The 17,180-nt window shown below is 58.2% G+C and carries 18 protein-coding genes and 1 tRNA gene; 2 read left to right on the forward strand and 17 right to left on the reverse strand.

Translation table 11 applies throughout. The features are described 5' to 3' along the window. Positions 1-7: 7 nt before the first annotated feature. From nuoH to HDE75_RS04255, 15 genes are all read right to left on the reverse strand, one after another. The gene (gene nuoH, locus HDE75_RS04185; RefSeq protein ID WP_183676085.1) at positions 8-1,090 is read right to left on the reverse strand and encodes an NADH-quinone oxidoreductase subunit NuoH; all 1,083 of its coding nucleotides are present in this window, start codon (positions 1,088-1,090) and stop codon (positions 8-10) included. Next, positions 1,090-3,423 carry an NADH-quinone oxidoreductase subunit NuoG gene (nuoG, locus tag HDE75_RS04190; RefSeq protein ID WP_183676084.1) on the reverse strand — a complete coding sequence of 778 codons (2,334 nt, stop codon included), beginning with the start codon at positions 3,421-3,423 and terminating at the stop codon, positions 1,090-1,092. The genes nuoH and nuoG overlap by 1 nt, the downstream gene beginning before the upstream one ends. A 22-nt stretch (positions 3,424-3,445) precedes the next feature. Then, entirely contained in the window at positions 3,446-4,741 is a 1,296-nt protein-coding gene (gene nuoF / locus HDE75_RS04195) for an NADH-quinone oxidoreductase subunit NuoF (protein ID WP_183676083.1), read from the reverse strand. Then, complete coding sequence (gene nuoE / locus HDE75_RS04200) at positions 4,738-5,217, reverse strand: NADH-quinone oxidoreductase subunit NuoE (protein ID WP_183676082.1); 480 nt, start codon at positions 5,215-5,217, stop codon at positions 4,738-4,740. The genes nuoF and nuoE overlap by 4 nt, the downstream gene beginning before the upstream one ends. Positions 5,218-5,236: 19 nt before the next feature. Further along, positions 5,237-6,490 carry an NADH-quinone oxidoreductase subunit D gene (locus tag HDE75_RS04205; RefSeq protein WP_183676081.1) on the reverse strand — a complete coding sequence of 418 codons (1,254 nt, stop codon included), beginning with the start codon at positions 6,488-6,490 and terminating at the stop codon, positions 5,237-5,239. Next, positions 6,490-7,083: an NADH-quinone oxidoreductase subunit C gene (locus HDE75_RS04210; RefSeq protein ID WP_183676080.1), complete on the reverse strand. Its 594-nt coding sequence runs from the start codon at positions 7,081-7,083 to the stop codon at positions 6,490-6,492. Before HDE75_RS04210 ends, HDE75_RS04205 begins: the two co-directional genes overlap by 1 nt. A 17-nt stretch (positions 7,084-7,100) precedes the next feature. Beyond that, entirely contained in the window at positions 7,101-7,577 is a 477-nt protein-coding gene (locus HDE75_RS04215; protein WP_010399733.1) for a NuoB/complex I 20 kDa subunit family protein, read from the reverse strand. Positions 7,578-7,580: 3 nt separating this feature from the next. Beyond that, positions 7,581-7,940 (reverse strand): NADH-quinone oxidoreductase subunit A, encoded by a 360-nt coding sequence (locus HDE75_RS04220; RefSeq protein WP_071326314.1) that lies wholly within the window; start codon positions 7,938-7,940, stop codon positions 7,581-7,583. A gap of 177 nt (positions 7,941-8,117) precedes the next feature. Then, positions 8,118-8,202, reverse strand: a tRNA-Leu gene (locus HDE75_RS04225). Positions 8,203-8,437: 235 nt separating this feature from the next. Beyond that, positions 8,438-8,845, reverse strand: a complete 408-nt coding sequence (gene secG / locus HDE75_RS04230; protein WP_183676079.1) for a preprotein translocase subunit SecG — start codon at positions 8,843-8,845, stop codon at positions 8,438-8,440. Between the two features lie 28 nt (positions 8,846-8,873). After that, a complete protein-coding gene (tpiA, locus tag HDE75_RS04235) occupies positions 8,874-9,632 on the reverse strand; it encodes a triose-phosphate isomerase (protein ID WP_183676078.1) in 759 nt (252 codons plus the stop codon). A gap of 71 nt (positions 9,633-9,703) precedes the next feature. After that, positions 9,704-10,684, reverse strand: a complete 981-nt coding sequence (locus HDE75_RS04240; protein WP_183676077.1) for an NAD(P)H-quinone oxidoreductase — start codon at positions 10,682-10,684, stop codon at positions 9,704-9,706. 68 nt (positions 10,685-10,752) lie between these two features. Continuing rightward, on the reverse strand, positions 10,753-11,361 hold the full coding sequence (locus tag HDE75_RS04245; protein ID WP_183676076.1) for a tetratricopeptide repeat protein: 609 nt from the start codon (positions 11,359-11,361) through the stop codon (positions 10,753-10,755). Between the two features lie 56 nt (positions 11,362-11,417). Then, entirely contained in the window at positions 11,418-12,179 is a 762-nt protein-coding gene (locus HDE75_RS04250; protein WP_183676075.1) for a GIN domain-containing protein, read from the reverse strand. A gap of 87 nt (positions 12,180-12,266) precedes the next feature. After that, on the reverse strand, positions 12,267-12,473 hold the full coding sequence (locus HDE75_RS04255) for a hypothetical protein (protein WP_183676074.1): 207 nt from the start codon (positions 12,471-12,473) through the stop codon (positions 12,267-12,269). A 204-nt stretch (positions 12,474-12,677) separates the two neighbouring features. Between HDE75_RS04255 and HDE75_RS04260 the strand changes: the two genes are divergently transcribed. Next, on the forward strand, positions 12,678-13,739 hold the full coding sequence (locus HDE75_RS04260; RefSeq protein WP_183676073.1) for an NAD(P)/FAD-dependent oxidoreductase: 1,062 nt from the start codon (positions 12,678-12,680) through the stop codon (positions 13,737-13,739). 73 nt (positions 13,740-13,812) lie between these two features. Here HDE75_RS04260 and pnp read toward each other — a convergent pair whose 3' ends face one another. Both pnp and rpsO read right to left on the reverse strand, forming a co-directional pair. Then, positions 13,813-15,930 carry a polyribonucleotide nucleotidyltransferase gene (gene pnp, locus HDE75_RS04265; RefSeq protein ID WP_183676072.1) on the reverse strand — a complete coding sequence of 706 codons (2,118 nt, stop codon included), beginning with the start codon at positions 15,928-15,930 and terminating at the stop codon, positions 13,813-13,815. Between the two features lie 240 nt (positions 15,931-16,170). Beyond that, positions 16,171-16,440, reverse strand: a complete 270-nt coding sequence (gene rpsO / locus HDE75_RS04270; protein WP_010399743.1) for a 30S ribosomal protein S15 — start codon at positions 16,438-16,440, stop codon at positions 16,171-16,173. 186 nt (positions 16,441-16,626) lie between these two features. Between rpsO and bamE the strand changes: the two genes are divergently transcribed. Further along, complete coding sequence (gene bamE / locus HDE75_RS04275) at positions 16,627-17,118, forward strand: outer membrane protein assembly factor BamE domain-containing protein (protein ID WP_183676071.1); 492 nt, start codon at positions 16,627-16,629, stop codon at positions 17,116-17,118. Positions 17,119-17,180 lie beyond the last annotated feature (62 nt).

Genomic DNA, 17,180 nt, shown 5'->3' on the forward strand with positions numbered 1-17,180 from the left:
CACTCTCTTACTTCCAAATATTCCAGGATGTCTGCATCCAGGCAGCGACGAAGACCAGGTAGACCAGCGTCAACGGGATAAACACTTTCCAGCCCAGGCGCATGATCTGGTCATAACGGTAGCGTGGGAAAGTACCGCGTACCCAGACGAACACCGAAACGATGAAGAATGTTTTTGCAAACAACCAGAAGAAGCCGCCGAAACCGCCCCAGAATTCCAGGAACTTGAACGGTGCGGACCAGCCGCCCAGGAACATGATCGAGCCCAGGGCGCCGATCAGGATCATGTTGGCGTATTCGGCCAGCATGAACATGGCGTAAGCCATGCCCGAGTATTCGACCATGTGGCCGGCCACGATTTCCGACTCGCCTTCGACGACGTCGAATGGATGGCGGTTGGCTTCAGCCAGGCCCGACACCAGGTAGATGACGAACATCGGCAGCAGCGGCAGCCAGTTCCACGACAGGAAGTTGACGCCTTTGTCCGCGAAGAAGCCGATTTGCTGGCCGCCCACGATATCGATGAAGTTCAGGCTGCCCGACACCATCAGCACGATCACCATCACGAAACCCATCGGGATTTCATACGAGATCATCTGTGCCGAAGCGCGCATGGCGCCCATGAACGAGTACTTCGAGTTCGAGGCCCAGCCGGCAATGATGATGCCGTAGACTTCCATCGAGGTGATTGCCAGCAACAGCAGCAAGCCGGCGTTGACGTTAGCCAACACTGCTTCCGGGCCGAACGGGACCACCGACCAGGCCGCCAGGGCCGGCATGATGGTCATGATCGGGCCGATCACGAACAGGCCCTTGGCCGACTTGGCCGGGATGATGATCTCTTTGAACAAGAGTTTCAGCGCATCGGCGATCGGTTGCAGCAAGCCCAATGGGCCCACGCGGTTAGGACCGACGCGGATCTGGATCCAGCCGATCAGCTTACGCTCCCACAAGGTAGCGTAAGCAACCAGACCCATCAGCGGCAGCAGCACGCACAGGATCTTGATCAACGTCCAGAAGAACGGCCAGGCAGCGCCCAGCAGGTCATGACCGGTACTGTTGATGACGTTTACAAATTCAGGCAGAGCCATCAGATTTTCCCCTCTGCTGTTTCAACTGTGATGTCACCGAACATGCCGCCCAGGCCAGCGGTCGAGGCATGCGCCGCCGACACTTTGACCACATTGGCTGGCAGGCCGGCGTGAATAGCCGCCACCAAAATAGCGCTGCCGGAGCCTTGCGCCACTTTGACCTTGTCGCCTGCCTTGATGCCCAGCTTGCCAGCCAGATCGGCGGACAGATGGGCTTGCGGCGCGGCGCCATCGACCGTGCGTTGCAGTGGTTCGGAACGGCGTACCAGTGCGTCAGCGAAATAGATCGGCACGTCAGCGATACGTTGCAGCGCAGGCGAAGCTGGTGCATACGTTGCCGCTTCGGCAGCGTTTTTCGCGGTGTTGGACAGCTGTGCCGACAGATCGGTCACACCGGCGCCAAAGGCTTCGTCGCGGATCGCTTCCGAGGTGTCGTAGTCGAAACCAGCCAGGCCCAGGATGTTGCCCAGTACGCGCAGCACTTTCCAGGCTGGACGGGTTTCTGCCAGCGGTTTCACGGTGCCGTTGAAACTTTGCGCGCGGCCTTCGCAGTTCACGAAAGTGCCCGAGGTTTCAGCGAATGGCGCGATCGGCAGCAAGACGTCGGCGTAATCCATGCCGTGCTTGAAGGCCGACATGGCAACCACCATTTCAGCTTTGTCCAGTGCAGCGCGGGCTGCCTGTGGATTGGCTGCGTCCAGTTCCGGCTCGGCGTGCAGCAGCACGTAAGCTTTCTTCGGGGCAGCAAATACTGGCTGTGCATTGGCACGTGGCTTGACCACCAGATGCGCGCCGACGGTGTTGGCCGCTTCGGTCAGGTAGCCCAGGGTGGCGCCAGTCTGCTCGGCGATCCATTGTGCGGCAGCGTGCAGTTGCGACGCTTGCGGGTGTTGCGTTGCCGCGTTACCCAGCAGCACGGCGCCATGGTCGCCAGCCATCAGGCTGGCGGCGATGTTGACGGCCACGTCCGAGGCGGTAATCGCTTCGAAACCATTTGGCGCAGCGATTTCTTTCGCTTTGGCAACCGCTACCACCACTTCCGACAAGGCAGCCAGCCAATCGCTTGGCGCTACGATCATCTTGTTGGCGATGGTGATCAGTTGATCATCGTCGGATGCGTGCAGGATCGACAGCTTGCCGCCGGCTTTCACCGCAGCGCGCAGGCGCGTTGCCAGCAATGGGTGGTCCTTGCGCAGGAAGGAGCCGATGACGAAGGCGCGCTTGATCTGGCCGAAGTCATTGATCGGCATGCCCAGCCATGGCTTGACGTTCGCGTCCAGCGCGAAATCGGTCTGGCGCAGGCGGAAGTCGACGTTGTCGGAACCGAGGCCGTGCGCCACTTTTTGCAGCAAGACCAGTTCTTCCACCGTCGAATGCGGCGTAGCAACGGCAGCGATAGCGTCAGCGCCATGCTCGTGCTTGATGTTTTTCAGGCCGTGGGCCACGTATTCCAGCGCGGTTTGCCAATCGACTTCTTTCCACTCATTGCCTTGTTTCAGCATAGGAGAAGTCAGGCGCTCGGCGCTGTCCAGCGCTTCGTACGAGAAACGGTCCTTGTCGGAAATCCAGCACTCGTTGACGTCTTCGTTTTCCAGCGGCAGTACGCGCTTGACCTTGCCAGCTTTCACTTGCACGATCAGGTTCGCGCCCAGGCCGTCATGCGGGCTGACCGATTTGCGGCGCGACAGTTCCCAGGTACGGGCGCTGTAGCGGAATGGCTTCGACGTCAGTGCGCCTACCGGGCACAGGTCGATCATATTGCCCGACATTTCGGAATCGACCGTCTGGCCGACGAAGGACACGATTTCGGAGTGTTCGCCACGACCGATCATACCCAGCTCCATCACGCCGGCCACTTCCTGGCCAAAACGTACGCAGCGGGTGCACTGGATGCAGCGCGCCATCTCTTGCATCGAGACCAGCGGGCCAGCTTCCTTAGGCTTGACGACGCGCTTGTCTTCCTGATAGCGCGAACCGCTGTTGCCGTAGCCGACTGCCAAGTCTTGCAACTGGCATTCGCCGCCCTGATCGCAGATAGGGCAATCAAGCGGGTGGTTAATCAACAAGAATTCCATGACCGACTTTTGCGCCTGCACAGCTTTATCGCTGGCAGAACGCACGATCATGCCGGCACTGACCGGGGTCGCGCAAGCGGGCAAAGGCTTAGGCGCCTTTTCCACTTCGACCAGGCACATGCGGCAGTTCGCTGCGATCGACAATTTCTTGTGGTAGCAGAAGTGCGGAATGTAGGTTCCCAATTTGTTGGCGGCGTCCATCACCATGCTACCAGCAGGGACTTCGACTTTTTTGCCGTCTATTTCGATTTCAACCATGGTGATCGTTACCTGACGCAGCTTAGATGTAAGCGGGCACTAAGCAATGCTTGTGCTCGATGTGATATTCAAATTCTTCACGGAAATTCTTGATGAAGGCCCGTACTGGCATAGCCGCTGCATCGCCCAGTGCGCAAATGGTGCGGCCCTGGATGTTGTCAGCGATCGAGTTGAGCATATCCAGGTCGTCTGGACGACCTTGCCCCTGCTCGATGCGATGTACCATGCGGTACATCCAGCCTGTGCCTTCACGGCAAGGCGTACACTGGCCGCACGATTCTTCAAAATAGAAGTAGGACAGGCGTTCCAGCGCCTTCACCATGCAGCGAGTTTCGTCCATCACGATGACAGCGCCCGAACCGAGCATCGAACCAGCTTTCGCGATCGAGTCGTAGTCCAGGTCGGTTTGCATCATGACGTCGCCGCGGATCACCGGAGCGGACGAACCGCCAGGGATTACGGCTTTGATTTTTTTACCACCACGCATGCCGCCTGCCAGTTCCAGCAGTTTGGCAAACGGCGTACCCAGCGGTACTTCGTAGTTGCCCGGCAATTCCACGTCGCCCGAGATCGAGAAGATCTTGGTGCCGCCATTGTTCGGCTTGCCCATGCCCAGGTATTTCTCTGGACCGATGTTCAGCACGAATGGCACGGCCGCGAAGGTTTCCGTGTTATTGATGGTGGTTGGTTTGCCGTACAGGCCAAACGAGGCAGGGAAAGGCGGCTTGAAGCGCGGCTGGCCTTTCTTGCCTTCCAGCGATTCCAGCAGCGCGGTTTCTTCGCCGCAGATGTACGCGCCATAACCATGGTGTGCGTGCAACTGGAACGAGAACTCGCTACCCATGATCTTGTCGCCCAGGAAGCCGGCGGCACGCGCCTCTTCCAGTGCATCTTCGAAACGCAGGTAGTCCTGGAAAATTTCGCCGTGGATATAGTTGTAGCCCACGGTGATGCCCATGGCATAAGCGCCAATCGCCATGCCTTCGATCAGCGCATGGGGATTGTAACGAATGATGTCGCGGTCCTTGAAAGTTCCCGGTTCGCCTTCATCTGTATTGCAGACGAGGTATTTCTGGCCCGGGAACTGGCGCGGCATGAAGCTCCACTTCAAGCCGGTAGGGAAACCCGCGCCGCCACGGCCGCGCAAGGACGAAGCCTTGAGGTCGGCGATGATCTGTTCCGGCGTGATTTTCTCTTCCAGGATACGGCGCAGGGCCGTATAGCCACCACGGTTCACATAGTCTTGCAAATGCCAGTTCTTGCCATCCAGATCCTTCAGGATCAATGGATCGATATGGCGGTTGTGGAGTGACGTCATTTCTTGAGTTCCTCCAGCATGGCGTCGATTTTCTCGTTCGACATCCAGCTGCACATGGTTTTATTACTGACCAGCAGGACAGGCGCATCGCCGCAAGCGCCCATGCACTCGCCTTCAACCAGGGTGAACTGGCCGTCAGCAGTGGTTTCGCGGAAATCGATACCGAGCTTCTGCTTCAGGTAGTCAGCGGCGCGCACGCCACCGGACAGGGCGCAAGGCAGGTTGGTGCACACGGTGATCTTGTGCTTGCCGACCGGCTTGGTGTTGTACATATTGTAGAACGTGGCCACTTCCTGCACAGCAATAGCTGGCATGCCGATATAGTCGGCGATTTCCTTCATGGTGTCCGGCGACAGCCAGCCCAGTTCATCCTGGGCGTGCGCCAGCGCGGCCATCACGGCCGACTGACGCTGGTCGCCTGGGTACTTGGCCAGCTCGCGGTCGATTTTTTTATAGCACTGCTCTGATAACAACATACTTTTTTGCCTCTCGGACTTAGCGGTCAATACTGCCGAACACGATATCTTGCGTACCAATGATGGTCACGGCGTCGGCAATCATGTGGCCACGCGCCATTTCGTCCAGCGACTGCAAGTGGGCGTAATCTGGTGCGCGCAGTTTCATGCGGTACGGCTTGTTGGCGCCATCGGACACCAGGTAAATGCCGAACTCGCCTTTCGGATGCTCGACGGCGCTGTAAGCCTCGCCTGGCGGCACGTGGAAACCTTCGGTAAACAGCTTGAAGTGGTGAATCAGCGATTCCATATTGGTCTTCATGTCGACGCGGCCCGGAGGCGCTACCTTGCGGTTGCTGGTCATGACAGGACCTGGATTATTGCGCAGCCACTCCACGCACTGCTTGATGATGCGGTTCGACTGGCGCAGCTCTTCCACGCGGACCAGGTAGCGGTCGTAGCAATCGCCGTTGGTGCCGATAGGAATGTCGAAGTCCATCAGGTCGTACACTTCGTACGGCTGTTGCTTGCGCAAGTCCCACTTCACGCCCGAACCACGCAGCATGGCGCCGGTAAAGCCCATGGCCAGCGCATCTTCCGGCGAGACCACGCCGATGCCGACAGTACGCTGTTTCCAGATACGGTTATCGGTCAGCAAGGTTTCGTATTCGTCGACATAGGTCGGGAAACGGCGCGTGAAGTCTTCGATGAAGTCCAGCAGGGAACCCTGGCGGTTTTCATTAAGCTTGGCGATGGCCTTGGCGTTGCGGATGATGGACGCCTTGTGCTGCGGCATCGAATCAGGCAGGTCGCGGTACACGCCGCCCGGACGGTAGTAGGCTGCATGCATACGCGCGCCCGAGACCGCTTCGTAGCAGTCGAACAGGTCTTCGCGGTCGCGGAAGCAGTACAGGAACGGGCCCATGGCGCCAACGTCCAGCGCATGCGCGCCCAGCCACATCAGGTGGTTCAGGACGCGGGTGATTTCATCGAACATCACGCGGATGTATTGGGCGCGCAGCGGCACTTCTACATTCAGCAGTTTTTCGATGGCCATCACGTAAGCGTGTTCATTGCACATCATCGACACATAGTCGAGACGGTCCATGTACGGCACGGATTGCAGGTAGGTCTTCTGTTCGGCCAGTTTCTCGGTAGCGCGGTGCAGCAGGCCGATATGGGGGTCGGCACGCTGGATCACTTCGCCATCGAGCTCGAGCACCAGGCGCAGCACACCGTGCGCGGCCGGATGCTGTGGCCCAAAGTTCAGGGTGTAGTTCTTAATCTCAGCCATTATTTCATCCCGTAATGTTCTTCGCGGATCACGCGCGGCACGTTTTCCCGCGGCTCGATCGTCACGGGCTGGTAAATCACGCGCTTTTGTTCCGGATCGTAACGCATCTCGACATAGCCGGAGACCGGGAAGTCCTTGCGGAACGGATGGCCGATGAAACCATAGTCGGTCAGCAGGCGGCGCAAGTCGTTATGTCCTTCGAACAGGATGCCCAGCAGGTCGAACGCTTCGCGCTCATACCAGTTGACCGCACGCCAGATGTTTACCACGGATGGCAGCAGCGGCATGTCGTCGTCCGGCGCAAATACGCGCACGCGCACGCGCCAGTTGTGCTTGACCGACAGCAGGTGCGAAACAGCCGCGAAACGCAGGCCATCCCAGGCGCCATCGCCATAAGTCGAGTAGTCCACGCCGCACAGATCGATCAATTGCTCGAAATGCAGGGTCGGGTCGTCGCGCAAGGTTTGCATCACGTCCAGGTAGTCTTCGGCCTTGACGACCAAAGTGACTTCGCCCAGCGCAACGGTCGTACTAACGCGTTCGCCCAGGGCAGTGCCGAGGGCGTTTTGCAATACTTCTAAATGTGTAGTCATAATCTGAAGCGACCCGGTTAGCGTGCGATCGTGCTGGTACGCTTGATCTTGTTCTGCAACTGCATGATGCCGTACAGCAGTGCTTCAGCTGTTGGAGGGCAGCCAGGCACATACACGTCAACGGGCACGATGCGGTCGCAACCGCGCACCACAGAGTAGGAATAATGGTAGTACCCGCCGCCATTGGCGCAGGAACCCATCGAGATAACCCAGCGCGGCTCTGCCATCTGGTCGTAGACCTTGCGCAATGCCGGCGCCATCTTGTTGCACAGGGTACCTGCAACGATCATGACGTCGGACTGGCGCGGCGACGGACGAAACACGACGCCAAAACGGTCCATATCGTAACGGGCTGCGCCCACGTGCATCATTTCAACCGCACAGCAGGCCAGACCGAACGTCATCGGGAACATTGACCCGGTACGCGCCCAGTTGATCAGCTTGTCGGCCGAGGTGGTGATGAAACCTTCGCTTAATACGCCTTCAATAGCCATGGCTTATTCCCAGTCAAGGGCACCTTTCTTCCAAATGTACCAAAATCCGACCACGAATTCGGCGATGAACACCATCATCGTGACGAAACCGGCCCAGCCCAGGTCGCGCATTGCTACGCCCCATGGGAAAAAGAATGCCGTTTCCAGATCGAACAAAATAAACAGGATTGCGACCAGATAGTAGCGCACATCGAATTTCATGCGCGCGTCTTCGAATGCTTCAAAACCACATTCGTACGGGGAGAGTTTTGCTGCGTCAGGCTTGTTAGGACCTAACAGGCGCCCCAGGAGCTGGGGAGCGATGCCGACACCGAGGCCGACAAGAATAAACAGCAGGACGGGGAAGTAATTTTCGAGGTTCACGATTGATACGCTTATGTTGAACGATCGGTTAAATGAGGACGCTGCGATCACTTGCAGCGTATTTAACGCACGATCCCAATCAAAGCTAAGACCAGGATCGAACGACACATCCTCGTAAAAAAAGCCAGCAACCTTGTACGAGCCATGGCTCGTGCGCCGTTGCTGGCTTCTGATTTCTGGTGCCGACGACGAGACTCGAACTCGTACAGCTTTCGCCACTACCCCCTCAAGATAGCGTGTCTACCAATTTCACCACGTCGGCGGTAAGGCCCGTATTCTACTCTGCTTTGCTGCTAAAGTTAATGCACAAATGCATCAAAACACAGATAAAAACGATTAATTTTTACATCTTCCAGCACGATAATGCTTTTTCCTACCGTGCTGCCAAAACATTGAGCAATAATCTGCTCGTAATGAGAATCACTCGTAATTCCCGCATGCTACGCAATACTATCGCGCCATTATCCAGCCTAATGACACTCGAATACTTGAGTTAATTACTTTGGAATCTGACCAGCCGGGGTGCTTGCTGCTGGCGCCGCTGCCGCTGGCGCGCTCGCTGCCGGAGCAACCGGTGCAGGCACCGTGGTCGGGATCGCGCCGGCGCCGGTCACAGGGGCTGGCTTGACGACCTTGTCCATCACGCCGCCGCCTACCGTGGTAGCGCGCTGATTGGCCATCAGCGACAGGGCCAGGGTGGCGCCGAAGAAGATGGCGGCAGCGACGCCGGTCGACTTCGACATGAAGTTCGACGAACCCGTTGCACCGAACAGGCTGCCAGATGCGCCGGAACCGAAGGCGGCGCCCATATCGGCACCCTTGCCATGCTGCAGCAATACCAGCGCGATAATCGACAAAGCGGACAAAACCTGTACCACGACTACCAGATTGAACATCATGTTCATTGCAATTCCATTCTTAGTTTAAAGTAATTCAATCAGCGGCGTGAATAATAGCCAGGAAATCCGCCGCCTTCAATGCTGCCCCACCGATCAACCCGCCGTCAATATCCGGCATGGCCATCAATTCTTTTGCATTCTCCGGTTTCATGCTGCCGCCGTACAAGATCTGTACGCCAGCGGCTGCCACCGCATTCTTGACTGCCAGCTGCGCGCGCAACACCTGATGAACATCTTGCGCCATCTGCGGCGTCGCCGTCTTGCCGGTGCCGATCGCCCAGACCGGCTCATAGGCCACCACCAGTTTCGCCACATCGTCGGCAGTCACGGCTGCCAGCACGGTATTCAATTGCTGCGACACTACGGCATCGGTCTGCCCTGCTTCGCGCTGTTCCAGCGTTTCGCCGACACACACGATAGGCGTGATACCGGCTGCCAGCGCGGCAACCGCCTTGGCCGCCACGCAGTCACAATTCTCGCCATGGTAGGCGCGGCGCTCGGAATGCCCAACCACCACATAGCTGCAGCCAAAATCCTGCAGCATGGCGGTCGAGACCTCTCCCGTGTACGCGCCACCGGCATGGGCGGACACATCTTGCGCCCCCCAAGCCAGGCTTGATCCTGCCAATTGCGCCTGGCACTGTGCCAGGTACGGCGCGGGCACACAGACGGCGCTGGCAGCACCATGGTCGGACAACCCAGGCAAGCCAGCCACTATTTCAGACAATAACACCGCGTTTGTGGTGCGACTGCCGTTCATCTTCCAATTTCCGACGACGAGTTTGCGACGCATAGTAGCCTAAATTCTAATAACCCGTCATTTTAACGCTACCACTGTTGCCGGTCAAACCAAGGCCCGCCGCTTCAGGCAACTTGCAACATGATCTTGCCCACATGCGTGCTTGATTCCATCAAAGCATGCGCCTCGCTGGCCTTGTCCAATGGGAAAGTCTTGTAAATGACGGGCTTGATCTTGCCTGCTTCGATCAAGGGCCAGACGGTGGCCTGTAAATGCGCGGCGATGGCGGCCTTGAAAGCAACCGAGCGGGGACGCAAAGTCGAGCCCGTCACCGTCAGACGGCGGCGCAGCAGCTGCCCCACATCCAGGGTCGCCTTGGTGCCACCCTGCACGGCGATGACGCCGATGCGGCCATCATCGGCCAGACAATCGATTTCGCGCGGCAGATAGTCACCACCAACCATGTCGAGGATCACATCCACGCCGCGGCCGTTCGTCAACTCCTTGACGACGGCAACAAAATCTTCAGTGCGGTAATTGATGCCCCGTTCGGCGCCCAGCGCTTCGCAGGCGCGCGCCTTGTCGTCGCTGCCGGCGGTGGCGAACACGCGGTGGCCCAGCGCCGCGGCCAGTTGTATTGCCGCTACGCCGATACCAGAGGTGCCGCCCTGCACCAGCAAGGTTTCACCATCGGCCAATGCGCAGCGGTCGAACACATTGCTCCAGACGGTAAAGAAATTTTCAGGCAAGGAGGCGCCTTCCAGCGCGGTCAAACCCTTTGGCAAAGGCAGGCACTGGCCGACCGGGGCCGCGCAATATTCGGCATAGCCGCCACCCTGCACCAGTGCACAGACCAGGTCGCCCAGCTTGAATGGCGTGCCGGCCAGGTCGCCATCGACGATTTCACCGGCCACTTCCAGGCCCGGCAAATCGGACGCGCCAGCTGGCGGTGCGTATTTACCCAGGCGCTGCAGCACATCGGGACGGTTGATGCCGGCCGCCTGTACCTTGATCAGCAGTTCGCCCGCCTTCAGTTGCGGCGTAGCACGCTCGCTTACCTGCAATACATCGGCGGGACCGGGCTCGGTGATGGCAACTGCACGCATAGGGGCACTCTCGCAAGGAAAAAAGCGATTGTACGCCAAGCCGCCCCACCTTGCAGCGCCCTCCCATCTTAGGCACCGCCGGTTTTCGAGGTGCGCGGCAACGGTGTGCCCGGCTTCCATTTCGCCGACAGGGCCTGGCCTTCTTCGACTTGTTCTGGCGTCATCATGCGCAACACGGCAGCACGCTGGTCGGCCGCATTCGACGAACCATTGGCAGCCGCCAGATTCCACAACATGTAGGCGATGACGATATCCTGCTGCACGCCACCCATGTGGTAGCGGTACATAAAGCCCAGCACCTGCTGTGCCTCGGCATGGTTTTGCTCGGCTGCCTTGCGGAACCAGACCACGGCCTGCTTGTGATCCTGCAAGACGGAGTTGCCCGTGTAATACATGGCGCCCACCACATACTGCGCATCAGCCTTGCCCTGGTCAGCCGCCTTGCGGTGCCAAAACATGGCTTGCTTGTAATCTTGCGGCAAACCACGTCCCATGTAATACATCAAACCCAGCAAATGCTCGGCATCGGGATTGCCCGCCTTGGCCAGCGGCAGGATTTCCTTGTAGGCCAGGCTGTAATTCTTGTTGTTGTAGGCACTGGCTCCTTCAGCGAAGCCAGCCCGCGCGCTCTGCTGTATCGCGCACAGCAGCAGTAATGCAATGATCAGTTTTTTCATCGGAGTGGGGAATGGTCTGACTACTTTTTTATTATCCTGACGAACACAGGACACCCTTACTTCCAGCTAACTTTACCCAGGCCATCAACACTGGCATCGCGATTAGCAGGCTTGCCGTAGACCACCACCGAACCGAGTCCACTCAGGTTCAGCTTGGCGCTCGCCGAGGCATTCACGGTGGCGTTGCCCAGGCCGCTCAAATCGAGGTTGACAGATTCAGCCTGAAATTGCTGCGCATTCAGGCTACCCAAACCACCAAGGCTCGCTTTGAGCAACTTGCCACGCCCACCCAGCACCACCGAACCGGCCCCCTCCAGATCGAGATCGGCGCGCTCGCTATTGCCCACCCAGAGCTGCATGCTGCCCACGCCGCCCAGGCTGGCTTTGAGCTTGCGATACTCGCCCACCATCTTGATGCTGCCCGCCCCTTCCAGCGACAGGACGATCTCGTCGCCCGTGAAACCGGTAATATCGGTGGTCCCCATGCCTTCCGAACTGAGTTCGCGCAAGTTCGGCAAGACCAGTTCGGCACGCACGGAAGAAGGGTTGATCTTGAAGCCGCGGATTTCCGTTTCTATATGCAGGGTATCGCCGCTTTGCGCCGTACTGACATCGGCAATATAACGCTTGTCGGCCGTGATGCTCAAGGAAGGCACGTTGCCCTGGCGGATGCGCAGCTCCATCACGCCGTCGAGCTTGACCCGCACCACACGGGCGTCGATGGGGCGCATTTCCAGCAAGCGGGTTTCAGCACCCGCACTGCGCAGCAAGCCAAAGGCCGCCAGGAACAGCAGTGCCAGCTGGAGTATTTTTTTCATATGACTTCCTTGGTATTTGTTTTATTCGGGCCATCGCATAGCCATTCATCGGCTACTGTAGCAGCGCCTAATCTTGCCAGCAATAAATTATGCAAAGCGGGCTTTTTCGGCAGCGCTCAGGCGCTTGGCCTTGACTACCACCACCTGCATGGCTGCCTTGGCAGAAACAGGGGCAACGTAGCTGGAATGGGCCACTTGCAAGGCCGGCGCGGCGGGCGCCATGGCGTAGCAGCTTGCGCTCAGCAGGACTGCGGCGGCAACGACGATGGCTTCCATGTTTTTAGCGACGTTCATCTTGATCTCCTCGGGTGGCTGTCAGTGGGTGCGCAATGTGTTGCGCGATGTGATCACTATAGACATGGCGCTCACTACAGGCACGCCGATTGCGATGAACTGCAATTTCAGCACCCCAGCCTACCAAAATCGGGGATAGGCGTGCATCCATCGCCCGGCAATGGCCATGTTGTACCATTGCTGGCACAACAGAACAGGAGTGACATGGCAAGCTTTTCCAATAAACGCGTGGTGGTCATCGGCGCAGGCATCGTGGGCGCGTCGCTGGCCTATCACCTGGCCAGCCAGGGCGCGCAAGTCATCGTGCTCGAAGCGGAAGGAATCGCCTCCGGCGTGACGGGCACCTCCTTCGCATGGCTCAACACCGCCCATGACGCAGCCGATCCCGTCGCCCACCTGCGCAGCGCAGCCATCGCGGAATACCACCGGCTTCAAACAGAATTGCCTGCCTTGCAAATACGCTGGAACGGCGCCCTGTCATATGGCGCCGAGGCGGGCAGCATGCCGCCAGGCACACTGGTCTCGCGCGAACAGATACGCACGCTGGAGCCGAACCTCAAGCATCCTCCCGAACAGGCCTTGCATGCCGCTGCAGAAGGCGCGCTCGATGCGGTGGCGGCAACGCATGCCCTGCTCGCTGGCGCGCAGGCGCATGGCGCACAAGTATTCACCCACACCCCTGTGGTGGACTTCCTGCTCGCGGGAACGACAGTGATGGGCGTCGAGACGGCGACAGGCATTATCGAAGCCGACATGGTGGTGCTGGCGGCAGGTACCGGCACGGCCAGACTGGCCGCCATGCTCAATGCGCCACTGCCCATCACCGCCTCCCCTGCCATCTTTATCCGCTACAAGACAGCAAATGATCTGGTAAAAGGCATACTCTCCAGCCCGCAGATGGAAGTGCGGCAAGGCGCGGATGGCTGTTTGCTGGCGGCGGAAGACTATCTGGACGACACGCCAGACAATCAGCCCGCTGCCATCGCTTTACGCACCGCCGAAGCGATCCAGGACGAACTGCATGGCGTGACGTCGATAGTGACGGAATTTGCCTGCGTGGGATGGCGGCCCATGCCTGCCGATGGCGTTCCCATCGTCGGCTACCTCCCCAACATCAGCGGCGCGTATGTATGCGCCATGCATCCCGGCGTGATCCTGGCGGCAGTCGTAGGCCGATTGGCAAGCGAAGAGATGATTACCGGCAAGCCATCGCTGGAACTGGCACCATGCCGGCCAGATCGATTCCTTAGCACCACATCTGCCTGATATAAAAAAACCGCCAGGGCTTGCGCGCTGGCGGTTTTGATTTTCAAGCGGCCAAGGCCGCCATCAAGCGAACTTAAGCGGCTGGCGCTTCGTTGCCTTCAGCTGCTTTCATCGACAGCTTCAGACGGCCGCGGTCGTCCGTTTCCAGTACTTTCACGCGGACCAGCTGGCCTTCTTTCAGGTAGTCGGCCACGGCGTTGACGCGCTCGTTGGCGATCTGGCTGATGTGCAGCAAGCCGTCCTTGCCTGGCATGACTTGCACGATGGCGCCGAAGTCCAGCAGTTTCAGCACGGTGCCTTCGTAGGTCTTGCCCACTTCGACCGATGCGGTCAGCTCTTCGATGCGGCGCTTGGCTTCCTGGCCGGCAGCAGCATCGACGGAAGCGATGGTGACCACGCCTTCGTCGCTGATGTCGATCTGGGTGCCGGTTTCTTCGGTCAGCGCGCGGATCACGGCGCCGCCCTTGCCGATCACGTCACGGATTTTTTCCGGGTTGATCTTGATGGTGATCAGACGCGGGGCGAAGTCGGACAGTTCGGTTTTGACGGTAGGCATGGCTTTTTGCATTTCGCCCAGGATGTGCTCGCGGCCTTCCTTGGCTTGCGCCAGCGCCACTTGCATGATTTCCTTGGTGATGCCCATGATCTTGATGTCCATCTGCAGCGCGGTGATACCGTTGCGGGTACCGGCTACCTTGAAGTCCATGTCGCCCAGGTGATCTTCGTCGCCCAGGATGTCGGACAGCACGGCGAACTTGCCGCCTTCCTTGATCAGGCCCATGGCGATACCGGCCACGTGCTCTTTCATCGGCACGCCAGCGTCCATCAGTGCCAGGCAGCCGCCGCACACCGACGCCATCGACGAAGAACCGTTCGACTCGGTGATTTCCGATACCAGGCGTACCGAGTAGCTGAAATCTTCTTCTGCTGGCAGGGCGGCGATCAGCGCGCGCTTGGCCAGGCGGCCATGGCCGATTTCGCGGCGTTTTGGCGTGCCGACACGGCCTGTTTCGCCAGTGGCGAATGGAGGCATGTTGTAGTGCAGCATGAACGAGTCGGTGAACTCACCCATCAGCGCATCGATCTTCTGGCTGTCACGGGCAGTGCCCAGGGTCGCCACGACCAGCGCTTGCGTTTCGCCGCGCGTGAACAGGGCCGAACCGTGGGTGCGTGGCAGCACGCTGGTGCGGATCGAGATAGGACGCACGGTGCGCGTATCGCGGCCGTCGATGCGTGGCTCGCCGTCCAGGATTTGCGTACGGACGATTTTCGCTTCGATGTCGAACAGGATGTTGTTCACTTCAGCGCTATCGATCGCCGCGCCGCCGTTGGCAGCCACTTCAGCCGTCAGGTCAGCGATCACTTCCGAGGTGGCTGCTTTCAGCTTGGCCGTACGCTCTTGCTTGTCTTTGGTTTGATACGCATCATTGATTTTCGCGTTGGCGAAATGCGCGACGCGGGCGATCAATGCTTCGTTTTTCGGCGCAGGCGCCCATTCCACTTCCGGCTTGCCGCCGTCACGCACCAGATCGTGAATCGCATCGATCACCACTTTCATCTGGTCGTGGCCGAATACGACTGCGCCCAGCATGATTTCTTCGGACAGTTGCTGCGCTTCCGATTCCACCATCAGCACGGCGGTTTCGGTACCGGCAACGACCAGGTCCATTTGCGAGGTTTTCAGTTGCTGAACGGTTGGGTTCAGGATGTACTGGCCATTGGCGTAACCCACGCGCGCGGCGCCGATAGGACCGTTGAATGGCACGCCCGATACGCACAGGGCAGCCGAAGCGCCGATCATGGCGGCGATGTCCGGATCGATTTCAGGGTTGACCGACAGCACGTGAATGATCACTTGCACTTCATTCAGGTAGCCTTCCGGGAACAGCGGACGGATAGGACGGTCGATCAGACGGGATGTCAGTGTTTCTTTTTCGGAAGGACGACCTTCACGTTTGAAAAAACCGCCCGGAATTTTACCGGCAGCATAGGTTTTCTCAACATAATCTACCGTCAAAGGGAAGAAATCCTGGCCTGGCTTGGCATCTTTGCGTGCCACTACCGTTGCCAGAACGACGGTATCTTCGATCGACACCAGCACTGCACCGGATGCCTGACGTGCGATTTCGCCCGTTTCCAGCGTCACTTGATGTTGGCCGTATTGGAAGGTTTTCGTAACTTTATTAAACATGGGGTATCCCTTTTCTATTTGCCGACAGATTTTCAGGGGCTGTCGTTCACCTCACCACAGGCGGCATGCAGATCGTTACTACCGATCATTGCCACCTTTACTACACTACTTTACTTTTCAAACATGCTATTCCACCGCGAATACTTTACTCAGTGAAACGAATTCGGAATTTCAAATGACAAAATGCCCGCGTCAGCGAACTGGCGCAGGCATTTCTGTATAAACCTTGTGCGGCAAAAATTACTTGCGCAGACCAAGTTTAGCGATCAGGTCGCGATAACGGGTAGCGTCTTTAGCCTTCAGGTAGGACAACAGGCTCTTACGACGGTTGACCATCATGATCAGGCCGCGGCGGGAGTGGTGGTCTTTCGAGTGGGCTTTGAAGTGGCCGTTCAGTTCGTTGATACGAGCGGTCAGCAGTGCAACTTGCACTTCAGGGGAGCCGGTGTCGTTTTGACCACGTGCGTTGTCCGCGATGATAGCGGCTTTGTTGATGTTTTCTACTGTCATGATAAACCTTTCACATGCGGTGCGCAGAGTCTTCACCCTATACACCGTGAACTACATTAAAAGAAATTCTGGTCAAAACTAAAAACCAGACGCGCAAGTATATCGGAAAAATGCCCTTCTGTATCCTGCCGTGCAGGCTTTTATCAGCGCATGATAGGATTTCGCCGTCTTTTAAGGAATCCAACCATGAAAACAATACTCAAATTAACAACAGTTGCCATCACTGTTATGCTGAGCGCCTGCGCCAGCTGGCGCACACCGCCGCCACAGCCGGGTGACACGCGCGCAGCCGTGGAAGCACGCCTGGGCCAGCCAAGCAATATCTACCAGCTGGCTACCGGCCCCGAACTGGAATACGCCAACGGTCCCTGGGGCCAGACCACCTTCATGGCCCGCTTCGGCCTTGATGACCGCCTGCTCTCGTATGAGCAGGTGCTCGATGCACCGGCTTTCGGACGGATCAAGATAGGCGTCACCACCCAGCAGGAGGTGCTGCATCTGCTGGGCCGGCCAACGGAAAAATCGTATCTGGCGCTCAGCAAGCTGCATGTCTGGTCTTACCGCTACAAGGAGTCAGGCGTATGGGATTCCATGATGCACGTGCACTTTGACGACGCAGGCATCGTGCGCATGATGCTCAATGGCCCCGACCCGGACAAGGAACTCAAGCGCTTTTAATTTCTGACCATACTTGCTCACATAAAAGGTGACAATGTGTGAGTTTTTATGCGGCAATCTTG

It is taken from the genome of Janthinobacterium silvisoli, from assembly GCF_014200725.1.
In the GTDB taxonomy this organism is placed as follows: domain Bacteria; phylum Pseudomonadota; class Gammaproteobacteria; order Burkholderiales; family Burkholderiaceae_D; genus Janthinobacterium.